The sequence below is a fragment of the Corynebacterium glyciniphilum AJ 3170 genome, assembly GCF_000626675.1.
Lineage (GTDB): Bacteria > Actinomycetota > Actinomycetes > Mycobacteriales > Mycobacteriaceae > Corynebacterium > Corynebacterium glyciniphilum.
Map to the genome: position 1 here is coordinate 1498891 of NZ_CP006842.1, position 17544 is coordinate 1516434.

The window sequence follows — 17544 nt, forward strand, 5'->3', positions numbered from 1 at the left end:
TGGACATTGTGACGGAGGCAGTGAGCAAGACGTACCGGGAACAGGACGGCCCGGTCTCGGGGGGCATAGCCCGGCTACTGGTAGCTGACGATGTCCGGGGTCGGGTTGATCGCCCCAGTTTGCTCCGGGGTAAGCATCGGCTCATCCTCGTCGATGAAGTTCTTCCAGCCCAGGGCGATCGCCGGGTCGAGTCCCTGCCTGACCACGTTCCAGGTCTCCATTTTGACGCCCTGGGGACCGTGCCCGTCGCAGTGCACCGCGATGCTGACATTGTCGGTTCCAGTGACCATGTTCTCGCGGTTGCGGATCATCTGCAGCTGGAACTGGTGGACCATCAGCAGTTTCTGAGGGAGTTTCTCGGCGACAACCAGCCCCTCGAGCCAGTCGGCGACCTCGTTGATCTCCGAGGCATCGACATGCCCTACTTCGATCATCGGCTGGTCATCGGGACCGAGTCGCCACTCCGGGTCCAGAGCCAGTCCCACGCTGGGATGCTTGAGCAGGTCGGCGTAGTACTGCGCTTGCTGCAGGAGTGTTTCACGGCCAGGCTGGATATCGATGATGGCGTACCCGCCGGCATCGACGATGGCCTCGATCCAGGGTCTGACCTCTTCAGGGTCGCTGTAGTTGCTGAAGTTCCCTGAGGGGCCCGGTTCCTCGGCGGCGACGGTCACGATGATCTCGAATGAGGGGATGACCGGTACATCGCTGGTGGGATCGTACTGCTCTGCGAGCCGCTGTGCCCTGGCGACCGCCTCGCGTGGTGGCTGCTCGCCCATCACACCGAGCAGAGGCTCATTCGCATGCCCGTAGAGTGCGATGATCTTCCGGCCTGGGAACATGACCTGTCCGCCGCCAGGTAGGCGTCCGTCCACGGTCTCTGCGAGCTCACCGCGGCGCCGCAGGTCGTCGTCGCTACCGAAGGCACTTCCCAGGGCGACCAGGTTGCCGGCACCGTTGAGTTCAGCGACTGCGGCCTCGATGGACTCGTCACTGGAACGCGGGTCGGCGGCGGTGACCGACACCAGTGTGAAGCCCGCCGCGGTAGCCGTCGCGACGCTGACAGGTGACGACGAGGACACTGCGAGCGCGACCCCCGACCGTTCCCTGTCGTCACCATGGACACCGTCGGACGCCTCGTCCGGCCAGGCCACATTAGGGTCACCGTTGTCGTTGGTGTCGTCCTTGCCACTATCGCCCGTCGTATGGACCGTGATGCCGGGGTCCGTGCTGTCCGACGGCATCGAAGGAGTGTCGGTTCCGCCGACGAGGACGACGTCAGAGACACCGAGTCGTTCCAGCTCCCCGGTGATGTCGCTGGTGGCTGAGTCGCTGTCTGCGAACACCGGGACCCCGTGTTCGCGGGCCAGGGCACATCCTGCCTCCAGGAGACCGTCGGTGGCTGATGCGGCGACGATGACGGCGGTGTCGGCTGCAGCGAACAAGATTGCGCTGCTGGCGACACCCGACGGGTCATCCGGGATCACGGCAACGCCCGTGTCGCCCACCGGGGTGGCACGTTGCTCACCACCGCCGGAATCGCCTCCACCGTTCGAGGAACCGTCGCCGGCACATGCGCCGAGGGGAACGGCAGCCAGCGTGAGCGCGCCGGCGCCCAGGAGAAACTTGCGGCGGGACAATGGCGACGATGGCACGGGGATGCACGGCCTTTCGGAGGGGGCAGGTGTGATGTGAGGCGGGTGAGGCACCTGAACCGACCCTATCGCCCGGGTCAGGCGATGGCTGCGGCGGCCTCCGTCCCCTGCAGGATCGCCCGCTTGGCGTCGAGTTCAGCGGCGAGGTCGGCGCCGCCGACGACGTCGAAGGTGATACCGGCCTCACGGAGCGGTTCGACGAGATCGGTGACCGATTCCTGACCGGTGCACAGGACGATGGAGTCGACGTTGAGTACCCGACGTCCGGTCAGTGTGCGGGTGCCGTCCTTCTCGTCGTAGAAGGCCAGATGCAGACCGTCGTCGTCGATCTTCTCGTAGGTGGCACCGCTGATCTGTTCGACCTTCTTCATCTTCACGGCGGCGCGGTGGACCCAGCCTGTGGTCTTTCCCAGCGTCTTACCCTGGCGCGAGGCCTTGCGCTGCACCATGTAGACCTGACGTAACGGCTCCGCGGGGCGAGGTTTCGTCAACGCGCCGACAGCGGCCGGGTCATCGTCGACGCCCCACTCCTGCTCCCACTCCTTCAGGTTCACCGCGGGGGAGTCCGGGCCGGTCGGTGTGGTGAGAAACTCGGACACGTCGAAACCGATGCCGCCGGCACCCATCACGGCAACCGTGCCGCCAATCTCGCGTTCGCCACGCACGGCCTCGGCATAGGTCATCACGCTGGGGTGGTCCACCCCTTCGATCGCAGGTACCCGGGGGATGACCCCCGAGGAGATGATCACGTGGTCGAATCCGCCGTCCGCCAGATCGGACGCCGACGCGTGGGTGTTGAGATGGACCGTGACACCGAGCTTGTCGAGCTGTGTGGAGAAGTACCGGATCGTCTCGTGGAACTCTTCTTTACCGGGGATCCGGGCAGCGATGGAGAACTGGCCGCCGATACTGTCACGCGCCTCAAACAACTCAACCTGGTGGCCACGCTCGGCAGCGGACACCGCCGCCGACAGCCCCGCAGGTCCGGCACCGACGACAGCGACCTTTTTCGCGTGCCTCGTCGGGGAGAGCACCAGCTTCGTCTCCCGTCCGGCCCGCGGGTTGACCAGACAGGAGATGGGTTTTCCGACAAATGCGTGGTCCAGGCAGGCCTGATTGCAACCGATGCAGGTGTTGATCTCGTCGGCACGGTCCTCCTTCGCCTTGGACATGAAGTGAGGGTCGGCCAGCAACGGGCGCGCCATTGACACCGCATCGACCTTGCCGTTGGCCAGGATGCCCTCGGCGACCTCCGGGGTGTTGATGCGGTTCGATGCGATCAGCGGGATCGACACCTCATCGCGCAGACGCTCCGTGAACTTCACGAAAGCCGCCCGGGGAACCGAGGTGACGATGGTCGGGACACGCGCCTCATGCCACCCGATGTCGGTGTTGATCGCATCGACGCCGTGGCGTTCGGCCCGTCGGGACATCAGTGCGATCTCATCGAACGTCTGGCCGTTCTTGACGAAGTCGGCGATGGACTGACGCAGGATCACCGGAAAATCCCGGGGAACCTGACGTCGGATCTCGTCGATGACCTCAACGAGGAAGCGCTGGCGGTTGGCGGTGGACCCACCCCAGCGGTCAGTCCGGTCATTGGTGTGGGGGCACAGGAACTGATTGATGAGGTACCCCTCGCCGCCCATGATCTCGACGGCGTCGTAGCCGGCTTTCCGGGCGAGCCGTGCGGCACGCCCGTAGGACCGGATCGTGCGCCGAATCATCCCCTCGGTCATCCGGATGTGCTTGAACGGGTGAATGGGGGACGGCTCCGTGCCCGGGGCAGCCTTGAAGGGGGTTACGCCGTAACGTCCGGCATGCAGGATCTGCATCGCGATCCGTCCACCTTCGCGATGGACGGCGTCGGTGATCCGTCGGTGGTGCAGAACCGCCAGGGGAGTGGCCATCCGGCCGCCGAAGGGCATCAGGTCACCGCTGCGCGTCGGGGTGATACCACCGGTGACGATGAGCCCCACACCACCACGGGCCCGCTCCGCATAGAACTCGCCGAGCTGGTCGGCGTGCCAGATCCGGTCCTCGAGACCGGTGTGCATCGACCCCATCACCGAACGGTTGGGGAGAGTCAGCCCACCGATGGTCAATGGTCGGAAGAGATGAGGGTACGGGGGAGGGGTCGGCGTCGTCGGTGTCGTCACTGCGTCTGTCACGGTCGTTCACTGTCCTTCTCGGTCGTCGTGTGTGAGGGCGTCGAATACTTCGGTGCACCAGTCCACGAAGCTGTCCTCGAGCCGGATGCCGAGGCGGAGGACCAGGTGCTGGTGCAGCCGGCGTCCGGTGAGGGCCCTGCCTGTCCCCGTCGCGCCGGGGGAGCCGGGGACGTCGGGGGAGTCAGCGGCTTCAGCGGCTTCAGCGACTTCAGGGAACTGGGTGCGCTCGTAGCTGCGGTAAAGCCGGAGCCGTTCTTCGTGGGCGTCGCGGTGTCTCCCGATATCGGCGAGGAGGTCGTCGAGGTCTCCGTGTTCGGCGCCGCGGATCTTCACCGACAGGTCGTCGCGGATCTTCATCAGCTCGGAAGGATCGGAGATCCAGGAGCGTAGAGCCGTCCTGCCTGCGGGGGAGAGGGTGTAGATCTTCTTGTCCGGCCTGCCGTCCTGGGCGACATCGCGACATGTCACCAGTCCGTCGTCGTGCAGCCGGGCCAGGGTGCGGTAGATCTGCTGTCGGGTTGCGGGCCAGAAGTGGCCCAAGGATGTGGCGAACTGTCGTCCCAGCTCATAACCGGTTCCCGGCCTCTCGGCCAGGGAGATCATGATCGCGTGTTCCAGTGCCATGCCAGTCAGGGTAATCCACGTCACATCGCCTCGTGGAACGGAGACACGAATTGATGTGAAACTTGTTTCATATACCCCCGGTTCGGGGGCATTCCGGGGCGGTGCGTGGCCCGCGGCCCATAGACTTGCCGACCATGAGTGTGGAACTTGATGAGGTCCGGAGGTTCCTCAGCGGGCACGAGCCATTCAGTCATCTCCCGGACGAGGAACTGGACTCTCTGCCCGGCAAGATGGAGATCATCTACGTCCGACGCGGGGAGACCGTCATCACCGCCGGACAGCCGAACGACACCCTGTACATCATCCGTTCGGGCGCTGTCGACGTCCTCGACAGCCAGGACGTGCTGCTGGACAGACGGGGGACCGGGCGGTTCTTCGGCCATTCCACCATCGTGACCAAGGGAGGGTTCGGTGTTGAACCCGGGCCGTCGCGCTACACGATGATCGCGGTCGAGGACAGTCTTCTGCTGACGATGGCACGCGAGGAAGTCCGTGGGCTGATCGAACGGAACCCCGAAGTCGCCCGTTACTTCGCCGGCGTCTCGGAACGGATCAGGGTCGCCGCAGAGCGGCTCAGCGTGCGTTCTGGCTCAGATGCGCTACGTACCAGGGTTGCCGAGCTGGTCGACCGCGACCCGGTATCCGTGGGGTGTGAGGCGACGGTGCGCGAGGCAGCCCGGTTGATGAGTGACAACGGGATCTCCTGTCTTCCCGTCATCTCCGACACGGCAGACACGGCAGACACGGCAGAGACCTTCGGGCTTCCGCCGGTGTCCGGCAACGAGCTGGTGGGAATCATTACTGACCGTGACCTACGCACGCGGGTCATCGCCGAGGGAGTGTCCACGGATACCCCGGTGTCGGACATCATGACGCGAGATCCGTTCTCCACGACTGCGGACACCACGGCGTTCGAGGCGATGCTGATGATGAGTGAGCAGGGTGTCCACCACCTACCCGTCGTCGGAGGACTCGACAGCGGTGGCGACGGGGTCACCGGTGTGATCTCGGCATCGGACATTATGCGTGCACTGCGCAACGACCCGATCTATCTCACCGCAGACCTGGCGAAAGCCACCGACACCGAGCAGATGCGCAGCATCTTCAACGATACCGCTGAGATGACCAGCGGGTTCATCAGTCGTGGAGCATCGGCTGAGGAGGTTAGTGAGATCCTGACCGTCGGCCTGGATTCTCTGGCACGTCGCCTCCTGGTTCTGGCGGAGGAGAAGCTCGGCCCGCCGCCGGTACCCTACGCCTTCATCGTGATCGGTTCCCAGGCCCGTCGCGCTGTCGGTTTCTCCTCGGACCAGGACAACGGCCTGGTCCTCCACAACTCCTACGACGAGGACCTCCACGGGGAGTACTTCGCCGAACTCGGGCGGTTGGTCTGCGTCGGCCTGGGGGAGGCGGGGCAGCGCCTGTGCCCGGGCGACATGATGGCGATGAACCCGGCGTGGAGGATGACGGTGGACCAGTGGAAGGATTCCTTCCACACTTGGGTCACCGCCCCGAACCCCGACGCACTGCTGCATGCGCAGACCTTCTTCGATATGCGTCCGATCTACGGGGCCCGCGAACTTGCCGACCAGGTCCACCGCTATTCAGTGGCGTTGGCGCGCAGTTCCTCCCGGTTCCACGCCCGCCTGGCTGCCCTGGTGGCCCGGAAGGAGACCCCGCTGGGCATCTTCCGTGGTCTTGTCGTCCAACGCGGCGGTGACTACCGCAATACCCTCGACGTCAAAGCAGGTGGCACCGCTCCGATCGTCCAGATCGCGCGGTTATACGCCCTGATGGGTGGGGTCAAAGCGGTGGGGACTCATCAGCGGCTCGCCCAGGCGGCATCCACCGGGGTCCTCACTCAGAAGGCCGCCCGCGATCTGACGGAAGCCTTCAACTTCCTCAAAGCACTGTCCCTGCGGCACCAGGCCAGCCAACTCCGGAGCGGCGCTGAGGCGAACTACCGGATCGACCCGGATTCGTTGGGCAAACTGGACCGGGAGAACCTCCGCGACGCCTTCGGCATCATCAAGGGCATCCAGACCTCGCTGGCAGTCAAGTATCCGGTGAGGAACACATGAACCTGCTGCGCAGACTGTGGGAGAAGCGTCGGGCCACCGGGGCGCTCGCGGATTTCTACGCGGTGGCCGGACCCGCCGGTTCGACGTCACTGGATGACCTTCCCGTGCTCGCCGTCGATGTCGAGGCCACCGGACTTGACCTGGCCACCGACCGGCTGTTGTCGATCGGCTGGGTACCGATGGATGGACGCAGGATCGTCCTGTCGGGTGCTCGGGAGGTGGTCATTTCCGGTGCGAAGGACGACGGTGGCGGTGTCGGGCAGTCCGCCACGGTGCACGGTCTCACCGATGACATGGTCGATGCCGGCATGCCGCTGGCGGAGGCTCTCGGAGAACTGCTTGCAGCACTGCAGGGACGGGTGATGCTGGCGCACTTCTCCATGATCGAGGAAGATTTCCTCTCCGCGGCGTGCCGGTCCGTCTTCGGCGCGGGGCTGGTCGTCCCGACCCTGGACACCTACGCGCTGGAGCGGCGACGGATGGAACGGGACTCCGTCCAGCCCCGGGGTGAGGACCTGCGTCTGCCGCGGATCCGGGACCGTTACGGGCTGCCGTCCTACCCGCCGCACCGGGCGGTCACGGACGCGCTGTCCTGTGCGGAGCTGTTTCTCGCGATGACCTCGCCGGCGAACGGCCGGTCACCCTATTCGACGTTGAGGTCCGCACAAGTATAGACGGGGGCGGTCTCGGTGTCCCCTGTTTTCCTCTGTAAGCTAAGTGACCATGAGAATTTCGCGCATCGCACACCCTGAAGGTATGGCCTTCGTGGCACTGGAGGGGGGAGAGGCCGACGGGACCGGGGCAACCTGCCGTGAGATCGCCGGCCACCCTTTCGGGGAGCCTGAGTTCACTGGACGGACCTGGTCGTTCGAGGACGTCCGTCTGCTGGCCCCCATTCTGCCCTCCAAGGTTGTCGCCGTGGGACGCAACTACGCCGACCACGTCAAGGAGGTCTTCAACAAGTCCGCGGAGCACCTGCCGCCGACGCTCTTCCTGAAGCCGCCGACAGCCGTCGTGGGTACCGGTGCGCCGATCCGGAAGCCGGAGTGGGCCACCAGGGTCGAGTTTGAGGGCGAGTTGGCCATCGTTATCGGCAAGCCGTGCAAGGACGTCAAGCGCGACGACTGGAAGAACGTCGTGCTCGGTTTCACGATCGTCAATGACGTCTCCTCCCGCGACCTGCAGTTCGCCGACGGTCAGTGGTCGCGTGCCAAGGGACTGGACAGCTTCTGCCCGTTGGGACCGTGGATCGAGACCGACCTGGACTTCACCGACCTGACGGACCTGCCGATCAAGGCCCACCTGACCCATGACGGGGAGACAGAGACCAAGCAGGACTCCAACTCGGACCAGATGATCAAGTCTATCCCGGAGATCGTCGAGTGGGTCTCGCAGGCCTTTACCCTGCTTCCCGGTGATGTGATCTGCACCGGTTCACCGGCCGGCACGGCTGAGATGGTCCCCGGCGACACCATCGACATCGAGATCCCGGGTCTCGGACACCTGGTCAACCCTATCGAGGCCTACTGACCCGTTCCCGCCGGAGGGGGGCGGGATTACCTGGAGGGAGGGGGGCTCAGACCGCCCGCATCGTGGCGGGCACGTTGAGCGCCCGCAATGCGGTCTGCAGTTTCGCCGTCGTCTCCGCTGCCTCCGCGGCAGGGGAGGACGACGCGATGACACCACCGCCGGCCCACGCCCTCGCCGTGGCTCCGGCGACTTCAGCACAGCGGATACTGACCATGTACTCGCCGTCGCCGTCATCGTTGCACCACCCGACGAACCCGGCGTAGAAGCAGCGTGGTTCCTCGACCTCGTTGATGATGCCAATGGCGTCGTCAGTGGGTGTGCCACCGACCGCCGGGGTGGGATGCAGCATCAGCGCGAGATCCAGGGCGGAGAAGTTCAGGTCTGGCAGCGTGCCGCGCACCGGAGTGGCGAGGTGCCACATTTCATTGGTCTTGATCAACTCGGGTGCATCAGGAATAGAGAGCTCGGAGCAGACGCCGCTCAGTACCTGCCGGTAGTGGTCCACGACCAACTCGTGTTCGGTGAGGTCCTTGGTGGAGTCCCGCAGCATCCGTCCGACAGTCTCGTCGGCCTGCCGGTCAGCAAGCCGGGCAGCGGAACCTGCCAGCGGACGCGCTTCGACAGTGGTCCCGCGTCTCCGGATCAGCACCTCGGGGGAGGAACCGACCAGCATGGTGCCGCGGTCGTCCGAGCGTCCCGTCGCCGACAGGTCGACGGCGAACCCGTCCCGGTGAGCAGACAGGTCGATCAACCGGGCGGCGATGAGAAGTGGGTCGACCTCTTCGGCGAACTCGATGTCGACGGCCCGTGCCAACACCACCTTGCGCAGGGTCGTGTTATGCATCGTCTCGATCGCCGCCGCCACGGTGGACTGGTGTTCCTCGGAGCTGCTCAACGGGTGGACGTTGACCACTTCGAGCCGGTCACCGAGTTCCCGACCACGGTAATGGGCGGGCGGTTCCAGCGGCCCTTCTGTTTCGATCACGGTGCCCGGAACCGTCAACGCGGCGCGGTTTCCGGTGTCGAAGGGGACGGCGCCGACGACGAGTCGTGCGCTGCCGTCACGCAGTGCTGTCGCAGCCTCGAACGGATCGGGGAAGGACGTGCGTGTCCCCTGAGTGCGGATGCTGCCCGACGCGCGGGACAGGAGAAAGTCCGGCGCTGTTGACGGGCGATCGTTATTGATCACACAGCCACCGTACTCAGGGGGGCGAAACAAACTGAAATTGCTCGTCCCACAGGTGCGGGCACGGGCGCCGACGCGCTCAGCCACGGCCGAGGTACGGCATCCCGGCAGCTGTCACCGTCACCCGGTCCACGCTCACGTCGGTGGGCATCTGTGCCACGCTGACCAGGAGTCGGGCCGCGTCGGCGGCGTCGAAGGTGGGTTCGGACGGAGCATTCGTGGTGAATGTGTCGAGGAGCGCGGTGCGTGCATTGCCGATGTCCAGTTCAGTGGCGGTGATCCCCACGTCCCGGCCGTCCAGTGCCGTCGACACCGTCAGCGAGGCCACGGCAGCCTTGGATGCGGCGTATGCGCCGGCGCCTGCACGTGGGGCATGTGCCGCGATGGACCCGTTGTTGATGATCCGTCCGCCGCCGTGGGCCGCCATCCAGGTGAAAGCGGCCTGGGTGCAGAGGAAGGCTCCGGTGAGATTGGTGCGTACGGTCGTGTCGAAGTCGGTGGGGTCGATGGTGTCGATACGACCTGTGGGACCGGGGACGCCGGCGTTGTTGACCAGAAGGTCGAGTCTTCCGAGCTCACCGGTCACCTGGGCGAAGGCAGCGGCGACGGAGTGCCGGTCGGTCACATCGCACACGACGGCGAGGTGCCCGTCGCCCCGACAGGCCACAACGGTTTCCTCGAGGGTCTGCCGGGTACGGCCCAGAGCGGCGACAGTCCAACCGGCGTCCGCCAGGGCAACGGCGAAAGTCCGCCCCAGCCCACCGCCGGCACCGGTAATGGCGACGACAGGCGCGTCGGCAGGACGGTCAGGGTGCGGGGGAGTCTCGAAACCAGTCATGGCTGCCATTCTCGCTGATCCAGAACGCTTCCGGACGGTAGATTGGAATAACCGGTACCGTCCCGAGGAATACCCCGGGAGAACGGAGACGAAAGTATGTCAGCGGAACTGACCAGCATGGTGAACACAGTGAACTGTTCAATCGGGAGGCCGCCGGGCGACCCGGATCTGAGCCGGGCCGCAGCCCTTGGCCTGGACAGGATTGAGCTGTGGTGGCCGTGGACCACCCCTGAACCCACTGACCACGAGATCGACGACCTGGTGGGCGAGCTGACGCGTCGGGAACTCACCCTGATCGCCGTGAACTACTGGGGTGGTGACACCTCGGCCGGGGACCGGGGTGTCCTGCACGAGCGGCCCTTGAGTCGACGGCATGTCGACGCGATGTCGCGGCTGGCTGACGGTACCGGAGCTGACCGCTTCAACCTGTTGGTCGGACGAGGAGGCCGTAAGCTCGGACCCGACCAGCTCGACAACATCGCTGCTGTGGCGCACACGGCGGAAGGCAGAGGGCAGGGCATCGTTCTGATCGAGCCCAGCTCCGGTGTGGACGACTATCCGATCGCCACGATCGCTGACGCGCGGGCGGTGATCAGCAGCATCTCCAACACCGCATTACTGGCTGACCTGTGGCATCTCAGCCAGACCGATGACGTGCCGACGTGGTTGGACACTCTCGGGAAGTCGGACGACGACGATGCGGTATTCCCGGCGCACGTCCAGATCGCCGACGAACCCGGTCGTGGTGCACCGGGGAGTGGCGCGCTGCCGCTGGAGGAATGGGTGGGTGCGCTGCGCTCCGCCGGGTACTCCGGCGACGTGGCGGGGGAGTGGATGTGGTGAAATAGGGCACCATGAGTGAAGTACGCGTACGTTTCTGCCCCTCGCCGACCGGGACCCCGCACGTCGGCATGGTCCGCACCGCACTGTTCAACTGGGCCTACGCCCGGCACACCGGCGGCAAGCTGGTGTTCCGGATCGAGGACACCGACGCTGCCCGCGACTCCGAGGAGTCCTACGAGGCGATCGTCGACTCCCTGACCTGGCTCGGCCTGGACTGGGACGAGGGTGTCGGGGAGCCCGGAGGCCCGCACGGTCCCTACCGGCAGTCCCAGCGTATGGAGATCTACACAGAGGTTCTCGAGAAGCTCAAGGCGTCCGGCGACGTCTACCCGGCCTACTCGACCCCCGAGGAGGTCGAGGAGCGTCACCGTGCGGCCGGTCGGGACCCGAAGCTGGGGTACGACAACTTCGACCGCGACCTGTCCTCCGAGCAGATCGCGGCCTTCGAGGCAGAGGGGCGCTCCCCGGTGTGGCGGCTGCGTATGCCGCAGAAGTCCTGGACCTGGTCTGACCTTGTCCGCGGTGACATGGTCGTCGACGGGACGACGGTGCCGGACTTCGTGGTGGCACGCTCCAACGGCCAGCCGCTCTACACCCTGGTCAACCCGGTCGACGATGCCCTGATGCGCATCACCCACGTGCTGCGTGGCGAAGATCTGCTGCCGTCAACCCCGCGTCAGCTCGCGCTGTACGAGGCCCTGGTGCGTATTGGTATCGCCGAGGCGACCCCCACCTTCGGCCACCTGCCGTTCGTCATGGGTGAGGGCAACAAGAAGCTCTCGAAGCGTGATCCGGAGTCCAACCTGTTCAACCACCGGGACAACGGCATCATCCCGGAGGGCATGCTGAACTACCTCTCCCTGCTGGGCTGGTCCCTGTCGGCTGACGAGGACGTCTTCGGCGTCGAGCAGCTCGTGGCGAACTTCGACGTCGCCGATGTCAAACCCAATCCGGCGCGGTTCGACCAGAAGAAGCTCGAAGCACTCAACGCCGACCACATCCGCCTGCTGGATCTGGAGGACTTCACCGGGCGGCTGCGCAGCTATCTGGAGGAGTACAAGGGCTTCCCGACGGACTATCCGGACGACAAGTTCGCTTTCGCCGCAGACCTGGTGCAGACCCGGATCAAGACCCTCAGCGACGCCGACGGCCTGTTGCGTTTCCTGGTGACCGCAGACGAGGACCTCGAGCTCGAGGCCAAGTCGGCGAAGAAGAACCTCAAGGAGGATGCGGTCGAGGTTCTCGACGCTGCCATCGAGGAGGTCCAGGCCATTGACGGTGACGTGTTCGTCACCGCGACCATCGAGGCGGCCCTGTCCTCGCGTCTGATCGAGACCATGGAACTCAAGCCGCGCAAGGCCTACGGCGCCCTGCGGGTGGCGGTTTCCGGGGCTGCGGTCTCGCCGCCGCTCTTCGAGTCGATGGAGCTGCTGGGGAAGGAGTCCACCCTCGCCCGTCTGCGTGCGGCCCGCGCGGTCACGCCGTGGGCCGCCGCGGAGTAGGACGGCTACTGGAGCAGGAGTACTGCTCTGACCTCGCAATTTGCGACTCGGAGTGCGTCCTGGTTATAGTATCCACCGTTGCAAGGCAGCGCGGGGAACACGCGGTGCACAGAGCAACGAATGGCCTATGGTGTAATTGGCAACACAGCGGTTTCTGGTACCGTCGTTCTAGGTTCGAGTCCTGGTAGGCCAGCGGAAACGCTGGATATGATGTGCAGTTTGTTTTCTCGCCCCGTTCGTCTAGCGGCCTAGGACGCTGGCCTCTCACGCCGGTAACACGGGTTCAAATCCCGTACGGGGTACAAGGTATGTGAATGAAAAGCCCGGTCTTCGGACCGGGCTTTTCGCATGTCCAGGGTCAGGGGCTCCGGAACCCCGCGCCGTTGTCGGTCCGGGACCCGCAATTCCACCGATGCCGCGGTGTTCCAGAACAACGTCGACCAGACCGGACCAGTCCGGTAGGGGCGGGGAGGGAGGGTGCGTCGGTGGGTTCGTATACGAAAGGTCTAGGGTGGGTGAGGTGACCATGCCGAAGAACCTGATCCTCGTCCGCCACGGCCAGAGTGAAGCCAATGTGATCCAGCGTGCAGACAAGGCCGGCGACCAGGCACTGTTCAGTGAAGAGACGATGCTGGTGGCGGACCGCTCGTGGCGGCTCACCGATGCAGGTGTCGCCCAGGCGCACGCGGCTGGCACGTGGATCACCAACCATGTCGACGATCTCGACCGCTGTATCACCTCCCCGTACGTCCGTACCCGGGAGACCGCGGCGAACCTGGGACTGGTGGGCGCGCGGTGGGAAGAGAACCGCGTGGTGCGAGAGCGGTCCTGGGGCGAAATCTCGCCACTGCCGCGCAAGGTCTTCGAGGAGCAGTACGCGCACAACGCTCTGCTGCGGAGGAAGGATCCGCTGTACTGGGCACCGCCGGCGGGTGAGTCGATCGCGAACGTCGCAGAGAACCGGGTGCGGAACATGCTCAGCACCCTGCACCGGGAGAGTAGCGAGCAGAACGTCCTGGTGGTCACGCACGGGGACTTCATGTGGTCAACGCGCCTGGTCCTCGAGCGATGGAGTGACGAGGAGTTCCTGCGGTACGACAAGGACTCGGAGATGACCATCTTCAACTGCACGGTGCTGCACTACACACGGATCAGCCCCGATACCGGGGAGGTGGCCCCCTGGATGCGGTGGGTCCGCGCGGCACACCCGTTCTGCGACAGGACGACCGGTCAGTGGCGCATGGTCGAACAGCCGTGGCAGCGTTTCGACCGCGACTACCTCAGCAATGAAGAGCTGCTGGCGGTCGCCGAGGAGCAGGCGCGGCTGTTGTCGGAGTAACAGGTCAGGACCGGCCCGTCACGGTGCCGTCCTCGATGTGGAACGCATGGAAGAGGCCGTTCTTCGTGGGGCCGACCTCGACGGCCACGGCGTCCGTCATGACGTCTGAGCGGTCCGTGTAGCCCAACAGGTACTCGTCGAAAGCGGGAAGGTCCCGTGGAGTGCTGAGCGCGTTGTCGACTTCTGCGTCCGTGACATCCCGCTGCCAGTCGGCCAGGTGGAGTATCCGACCGTCTGGGGCGTTAAGAGTGACGACAGTGCCGGTGTCGAGAGCGAGAGCGGTCGCTGTGCGCACGTCCCGGAGCATCAGCCCCGACCACCATGCCAGGTCCTTGACGGTGGCAGGCCCGCGCGAGCGGTAGTAGCGGACGGCGAGCTCGCGCAACGCGTCCTTCCCGGTGAGGTCGCGGGGCCGTGGCACGACGGCGTCGTGGAGGACGAAGGTGTCCTCGCTACGCCCTGTGCCGGTGGAGCGCGACCCCTGGATGATCTCACCCTCACCGCCGAAATGGCGCAGCATGTGCGGCCCACGCCCGCCGTCCGGGTTTACCCCCGCCTCCGCGAACACCTGGTAGGCCTCGCTGCGTGGCAGGGGAGCGGGAGTGGCTGCGAGCCGGACGAGGAGCGCCGTTCGGCATGTGTCGACGTCGTTGTCGGAGAGCCCCAGGCCGCTTCGGCGCTTCTCCGAGGCAGCCTGGACCCGTGGCGTGCACAGGCGGGTCATCCACCGCACGTCTTCCGCGGCGAGCAGATGGTGGGTGCCGCGCTGCGACCAGCTGCGGACGACACCGGCATCGTCGAGGGCAGCCTCGGCGAGGTCAGTCACTCCAGCACGCAGACCGAGTGCGGTGACTCCGGCACGGAGATTCTGCGCCTGCACGGCGAGCATGTGCGCGGACGCGGCGTGGATGTCCGCCCCCTCGGGGAGCGGTCGCGCCCGTGACGGTGCGAGCAGTTGCGCGATAAGCCGGAAGCCTCGGAGACGGTCGGCACTGAGCGTGGTCATGGGTCCAGCGTAGTCGGTGGGGCGGACCGGGGTTCAGACAGGATCTTCGCACGTCATGGACGTGATTATGTGCTTCTACCGACAGTCCTATATAGTTCTCTCCGTTGCACAGCGCGGACACACGTCCTGCTGGTCAATCTATGTGAAAGTCCTTGCCCCGTTCGTCTAGCGGCCTAGGACGCTGGCCTCTCACGCCGGTAACACGGGTTCAAATCCCGTACGGGGTACAAGTTACGTTCAGCCCGGTCTTCGGACCGGGCTTTTCTGCGTCCGCAGGACCGTCGGAACGTGGTGTGGCGTTGGGACAGACACTCAGGGGTGGGCACGTCCCCATTTTCCGACCCAGGGTGTCCGTCTCAGCGCGCGACAGTGTGCGCTCGTGCCTCCTGGCCCCTCAGCGCAGGTAACGCTCCAACTCGGCGGCGCTGTGCTGCAGTGCCTCGCGGTGCCGCGCCGCTGGCGAGGGGCCCATACGCTCGGCGGGCCCGGAGATCGACAGGGCGGCGACCACGCCGGAGGCGTCCCGCACCGGCACCGAGACACTGGCCAGGGCCGCATCCCGTTCCCCGACGGATTCGGCGATCTGGCCGGCTCGGACGAGCTCGAGATCCTCAGCGGTGTAGTTTGCGTTGGCGAGGATATCGTCCTGGAAGACCTTGGGGGAGTAGGCGACGAGGACCTTTGCCGCGGACCCGGCGGTGAGGGTCAGGCGGTTCCCTACTGGTACCGTGTCCCGCAGGCCTTGCCGGGGTTCCGCCGTGGCGATGCAGACGCGCTCCCGTCCGGACAGTTTGTAGATCTGGACGGCTTCGCCGGTGCGCTCGACCAAGTCGGGCAGGACGTGCTCGGCGGCCTCGTCCAGTCGCGTGGAGGACTTCGGCGCGAGTTCCGCCAGCGCCGGTCCGGCGGTCCACTGACCGTCCTCCAGGCGCGTCACCATGCGGTGCTTCTCCAGTGCGACGGCGATCCGGTGCGCGGTGGCGCGGGGCAGACCTGTGGTCTCGCACAGTTCGGAGAGGCTGTGCGGGCGCCGCGCGACAATGCCCAGGATGAGCAGGGCGCGGTCGAGGACCTGGATGCCGCTGGTGGTCGTGGACGCCGTGGCCGCCGCAGCCGTCGGGTTCGGAGAGGACGTCTCAGTGTAGGTGGGGTTTCCCATGATCTGATACTATACATTCCAACCAGTGGAACTTCCAGGCTGCCACGCAGTGACGAGCGGGCACCGCCGGATTCTCCGGAAGGCTGAAGGGACTGAAGGGACTGAGGAGAGAACTGTGAATGCTGTGACCCGGCAGACGCAACCAGACGACAAGACGACCACCGCGCCCCCGCGCACGCTCGCGCAGAAGGTGTGGGACTCACATGTCGTGACCAGAGGAGAGAACGGTGGACGGGACCTGCTGTACATCGACCTCCACCTGATCCACGAAGTCACCAGCCCGCAGGCGTTCGACGGGCTGCGGCAGAACAACCGGCCGCTGCGGCGGCCCGACCTGACCCTGGGCACCGAGGACCACAACGTCCCGACCCTGGGTGTCCACTCGGGCAATCTCCTCGAGATTGAGGACAAGGTCTCACGCCTGCAGGTGGAGACCTTGCGCAAGAACTGCGAGGAGTACGGCGTTGTCCTGCACTCCATGGGCGATGGCGACCAGGGCATCGTGCACACCGTCGGACCGCAGCTCGGCGCGAGCCAACCCGGCATGACCATCGTCTGCGGTGACTCGCACACCTCCACCCACGGCGCTTTCGGCTCCATCGGCATGGGCATCGGAACCAGCGAAGTTGAACATGTGCTGGCGACCCAGACATTGCCGCTCGCCCCGTTCAAGACCATGGCGATCGACGTCAGCGGTGAACTGCAGCCCGGCGTCACGGCAAAGGACCTGATCCTCGCCATTATTGCGAAGATCGGTACTGGTGGTGCGCAGGGGCACATCATCGAGTACCGCGGTGAAGCCATCCGGAAGCTGTCGATGGAAGGGCGCCTGACGATCTGCAACATGAGCATCGAGGCAGGTGCGCGGGCAGGGATGATCGCCCCGGACGACGTGACTTTCGACTATCTCAATGGCCGCAGGTATGCGCCGACGGGTCAGGACTGGGACGACGCGGTCGAGTACTGGCGCTCGTTGCAGACCGACGAGGGTGCGACCTACGACACCGTCGTCGAGATCGACGGATCCGCCCTGACGCCGTTCGTCACCTGGGGTACGAACCCGGGCCAGGGGCTTCCGCTGGACGGCGCTGTCCCGTACCTGGAGGACATCACCGACGAGACCGCGCGGGTCTCAGCGGAATCCGCGCTGGAATACATGGGTCTGGAACAGGGAACGCCCCTGCGCGAGATCGGCATCGACACCGTCTTCCTCGGATCGTGCACCAACAGCCGTATCGAGGATCTGCGGGCCGCAGCCGAAGTGCTGCGTGGCCGGACCGTCGCACGCTCGGTGCACATGATGGTCGTGCCGTCATCCACCTCGGTCAAGACACAGGCGGAATCCGAAGGGCTCGATAAGGTCTTCCTCGACGCCGGTGCCGAGTGGCGTACCGCGGGGTGCTCGATGTGCCTGGGCATGAACCCCGACCAGCTTGCCCCGGGGGAGCGGGCGGCATCGACGTCGAACCGCAACTTCGAGGGCCGTCAGGGTAAGGGCGGACGCACCCATCTGGTCTCACCGCCGGTCGCCGCAGCGACTGCTGTCCTGGGTCACCTGGCCAGTCCGTCCGATCTGCCTACCCTCAGCGTCGAGAAGGGAGCCTGAGCAC

At 65.6% G+C, this 17544-nt stretch carries 14 protein-coding genes and 3 tRNA genes; 10 read left to right on the top strand and 7 right to left on the bottom strand.

Going from position 1 to position 17544, the window contains the following annotated elements:
- Positions 1–74: 74 nt before the first annotated feature.
- The 3 genes from CGLY_RS07060 to CGLY_RS07070 form a co-directional block, all read right to left on the bottom strand.
- Positions 75–1640, bottom strand: coding sequence for a hypothetical protein (locus CGLY_RS07060; RefSeq protein ID WP_038547901.1), 1566 nt, complete (start codon positions 1638–1640; stop codon positions 75–77).
- A gap of 92 nt (positions 1641–1732) precedes the next feature.
- Entirely contained in the window at positions 1733–3814 is a 2082-nt protein-coding gene (locus CGLY_RS07065; RefSeq protein ID WP_038551858.1) for an NADPH-dependent 2,4-dienoyl-CoA reductase, read from the bottom strand.
- Between the two features lie 18 nt (positions 3815–3832).
- Positions 3833–4450: a PadR family transcriptional regulator gene (locus CGLY_RS07070; protein WP_038547904.1), complete on the bottom strand. Its 618-nt coding sequence runs from the start codon at positions 4448–4450 to the stop codon at positions 3833–3835.
- 134 nt (positions 4451–4584) lie between these two features.
- Here CGLY_RS07070 and CGLY_RS07075 point away from each other — a divergent pair, with 134 nt between their 5' ends.
- The 3 genes from CGLY_RS07075 to CGLY_RS07085 are packed head-to-tail and all read left to right on the top strand — an operon-like array spanning position 4585 to position 8061.
- Complete coding sequence (locus CGLY_RS07075) at positions 4585–6531, top strand: putative nucleotidyltransferase substrate binding domain-containing protein (protein WP_038547909.1); 1947 nt, start codon at positions 4585–4587, stop codon at positions 6529–6531.
- Positions 6528–7205 (top strand): exonuclease domain-containing protein, encoded by a 678-nt coding sequence (locus CGLY_RS07080; RefSeq protein WP_038547914.1) that lies wholly within the window; start codon positions 6528–6530, stop codon positions 7203–7205. Before CGLY_RS07075 ends, CGLY_RS07080 begins: the two co-directional genes overlap by 4 nt.
- 49 nt (positions 7206–7254) lie before the next feature.
- Positions 7255–8061, top strand: coding sequence for a fumarylacetoacetate hydrolase family protein (locus CGLY_RS07085; protein ID WP_038547917.1), 807 nt, complete (start codon positions 7255–7257; stop codon positions 8059–8061).
- A 46-nt stretch (positions 8062–8107) separates the two neighbouring features.
- On the opposite strand, the gene CGLY_RS07090 is transcribed toward CGLY_RS07085, so the two are convergent.
- Together CGLY_RS07090 and CGLY_RS07095 are read right to left on the bottom strand one after the other, a co-directional pair.
- Entirely contained in the window at positions 8108–9250 is a 1143-nt protein-coding gene (locus CGLY_RS07090; RefSeq protein WP_038547922.1) for an isochorismate synthase, read from the bottom strand.
- 76 nt (positions 9251–9326) lie between these two features.
- Positions 9327–10085, bottom strand: coding sequence for an SDR family oxidoreductase (locus CGLY_RS07095; RefSeq protein WP_052540756.1), 759 nt, complete (start codon positions 10083–10085; stop codon positions 9327–9329).
- Between the two features lie 117 nt (positions 10086–10202).
- Between CGLY_RS07095 and CGLY_RS07100 the strand changes: the two genes are divergently transcribed.
- The 5 genes from CGLY_RS07100 to CGLY_RS07120 all read left to right on the top strand — a co-directional run bounded on the left by CGLY_RS07100 (position 10203) and on the right by CGLY_RS07120 (position 13769).
- Positions 10203–10928, top strand: a complete 726-nt coding sequence (locus tag CGLY_RS07100) for a TIM barrel protein (RefSeq protein ID WP_227590418.1) — start codon at positions 10203–10205, stop codon at positions 10926–10928.
- Between the two features lie 11 nt (positions 10929–10939).
- A complete protein-coding gene (gltX, locus tag CGLY_RS07105; protein ID WP_038547931.1) occupies positions 10940–12430 on the top strand; it encodes a glutamate--tRNA ligase in 1491 nt (496 codons plus the stop codon).
- A gap of 121 nt (positions 12431–12551) precedes the next feature.
- Positions 12552–12623: transfer RNA gene (locus CGLY_RS07110), tRNA-Gln, on the top strand.
- A gap of 36 nt (positions 12624–12659) precedes the next feature.
- Positions 12660–12732: transfer RNA gene (locus CGLY_RS07115), tRNA-Glu, on the top strand.
- 224 nt (positions 12733–12956) lie between these two features.
- The gene (locus tag CGLY_RS07120) at positions 12957–13769 is read left to right on the top strand and encodes a histidine phosphatase family protein (RefSeq protein WP_052540759.1); all 813 of its coding nucleotides are present in this window, start codon (positions 12957–12959) and stop codon (positions 13767–13769) included.
- Positions 13770–13773: 4 nt separating this feature from the next.
- Here the strand turns inward: CGLY_RS07120 and CGLY_RS07125 are convergent, their stop codons facing one another.
- Positions 13774–14775, bottom strand: coding sequence for a winged helix DNA-binding domain-containing protein (locus CGLY_RS07125; protein WP_038547935.1), 1002 nt, complete (start codon positions 14773–14775; stop codon positions 13774–13776).
- Positions 14776–14929: 154 nt separating this feature from the next.
- Here CGLY_RS07125 and CGLY_RS07130 point away from each other — a divergent pair.
- Positions 14930–15002: transfer RNA gene (locus tag CGLY_RS07130), tRNA-Glu, on the top strand.
- 167 nt (positions 15003–15169) lie between these two features.
- Here CGLY_RS07130 and CGLY_RS07135 read toward each other — a convergent pair.
- Entirely contained in the window at positions 15170–15934 is a 765-nt protein-coding gene (locus CGLY_RS07135; RefSeq protein WP_081803815.1) for an IclR family transcriptional regulator, read from the bottom strand.
- Positions 15935–16049: 115 nt separating this feature from the next.
- Between CGLY_RS07135 and leuC the strand changes: the two genes are divergently transcribed.
- The gene (gene leuC, locus CGLY_RS07140; RefSeq protein ID WP_038547940.1) at positions 16050–17540 is read left to right on the top strand and encodes a 3-isopropylmalate dehydratase large subunit; all 1491 of its coding nucleotides are present in this window, start codon (positions 16050–16052) and stop codon (positions 17538–17540) included.
- The last annotated feature ends 4 nt before the right edge of the window (positions 17541–17544 follow it).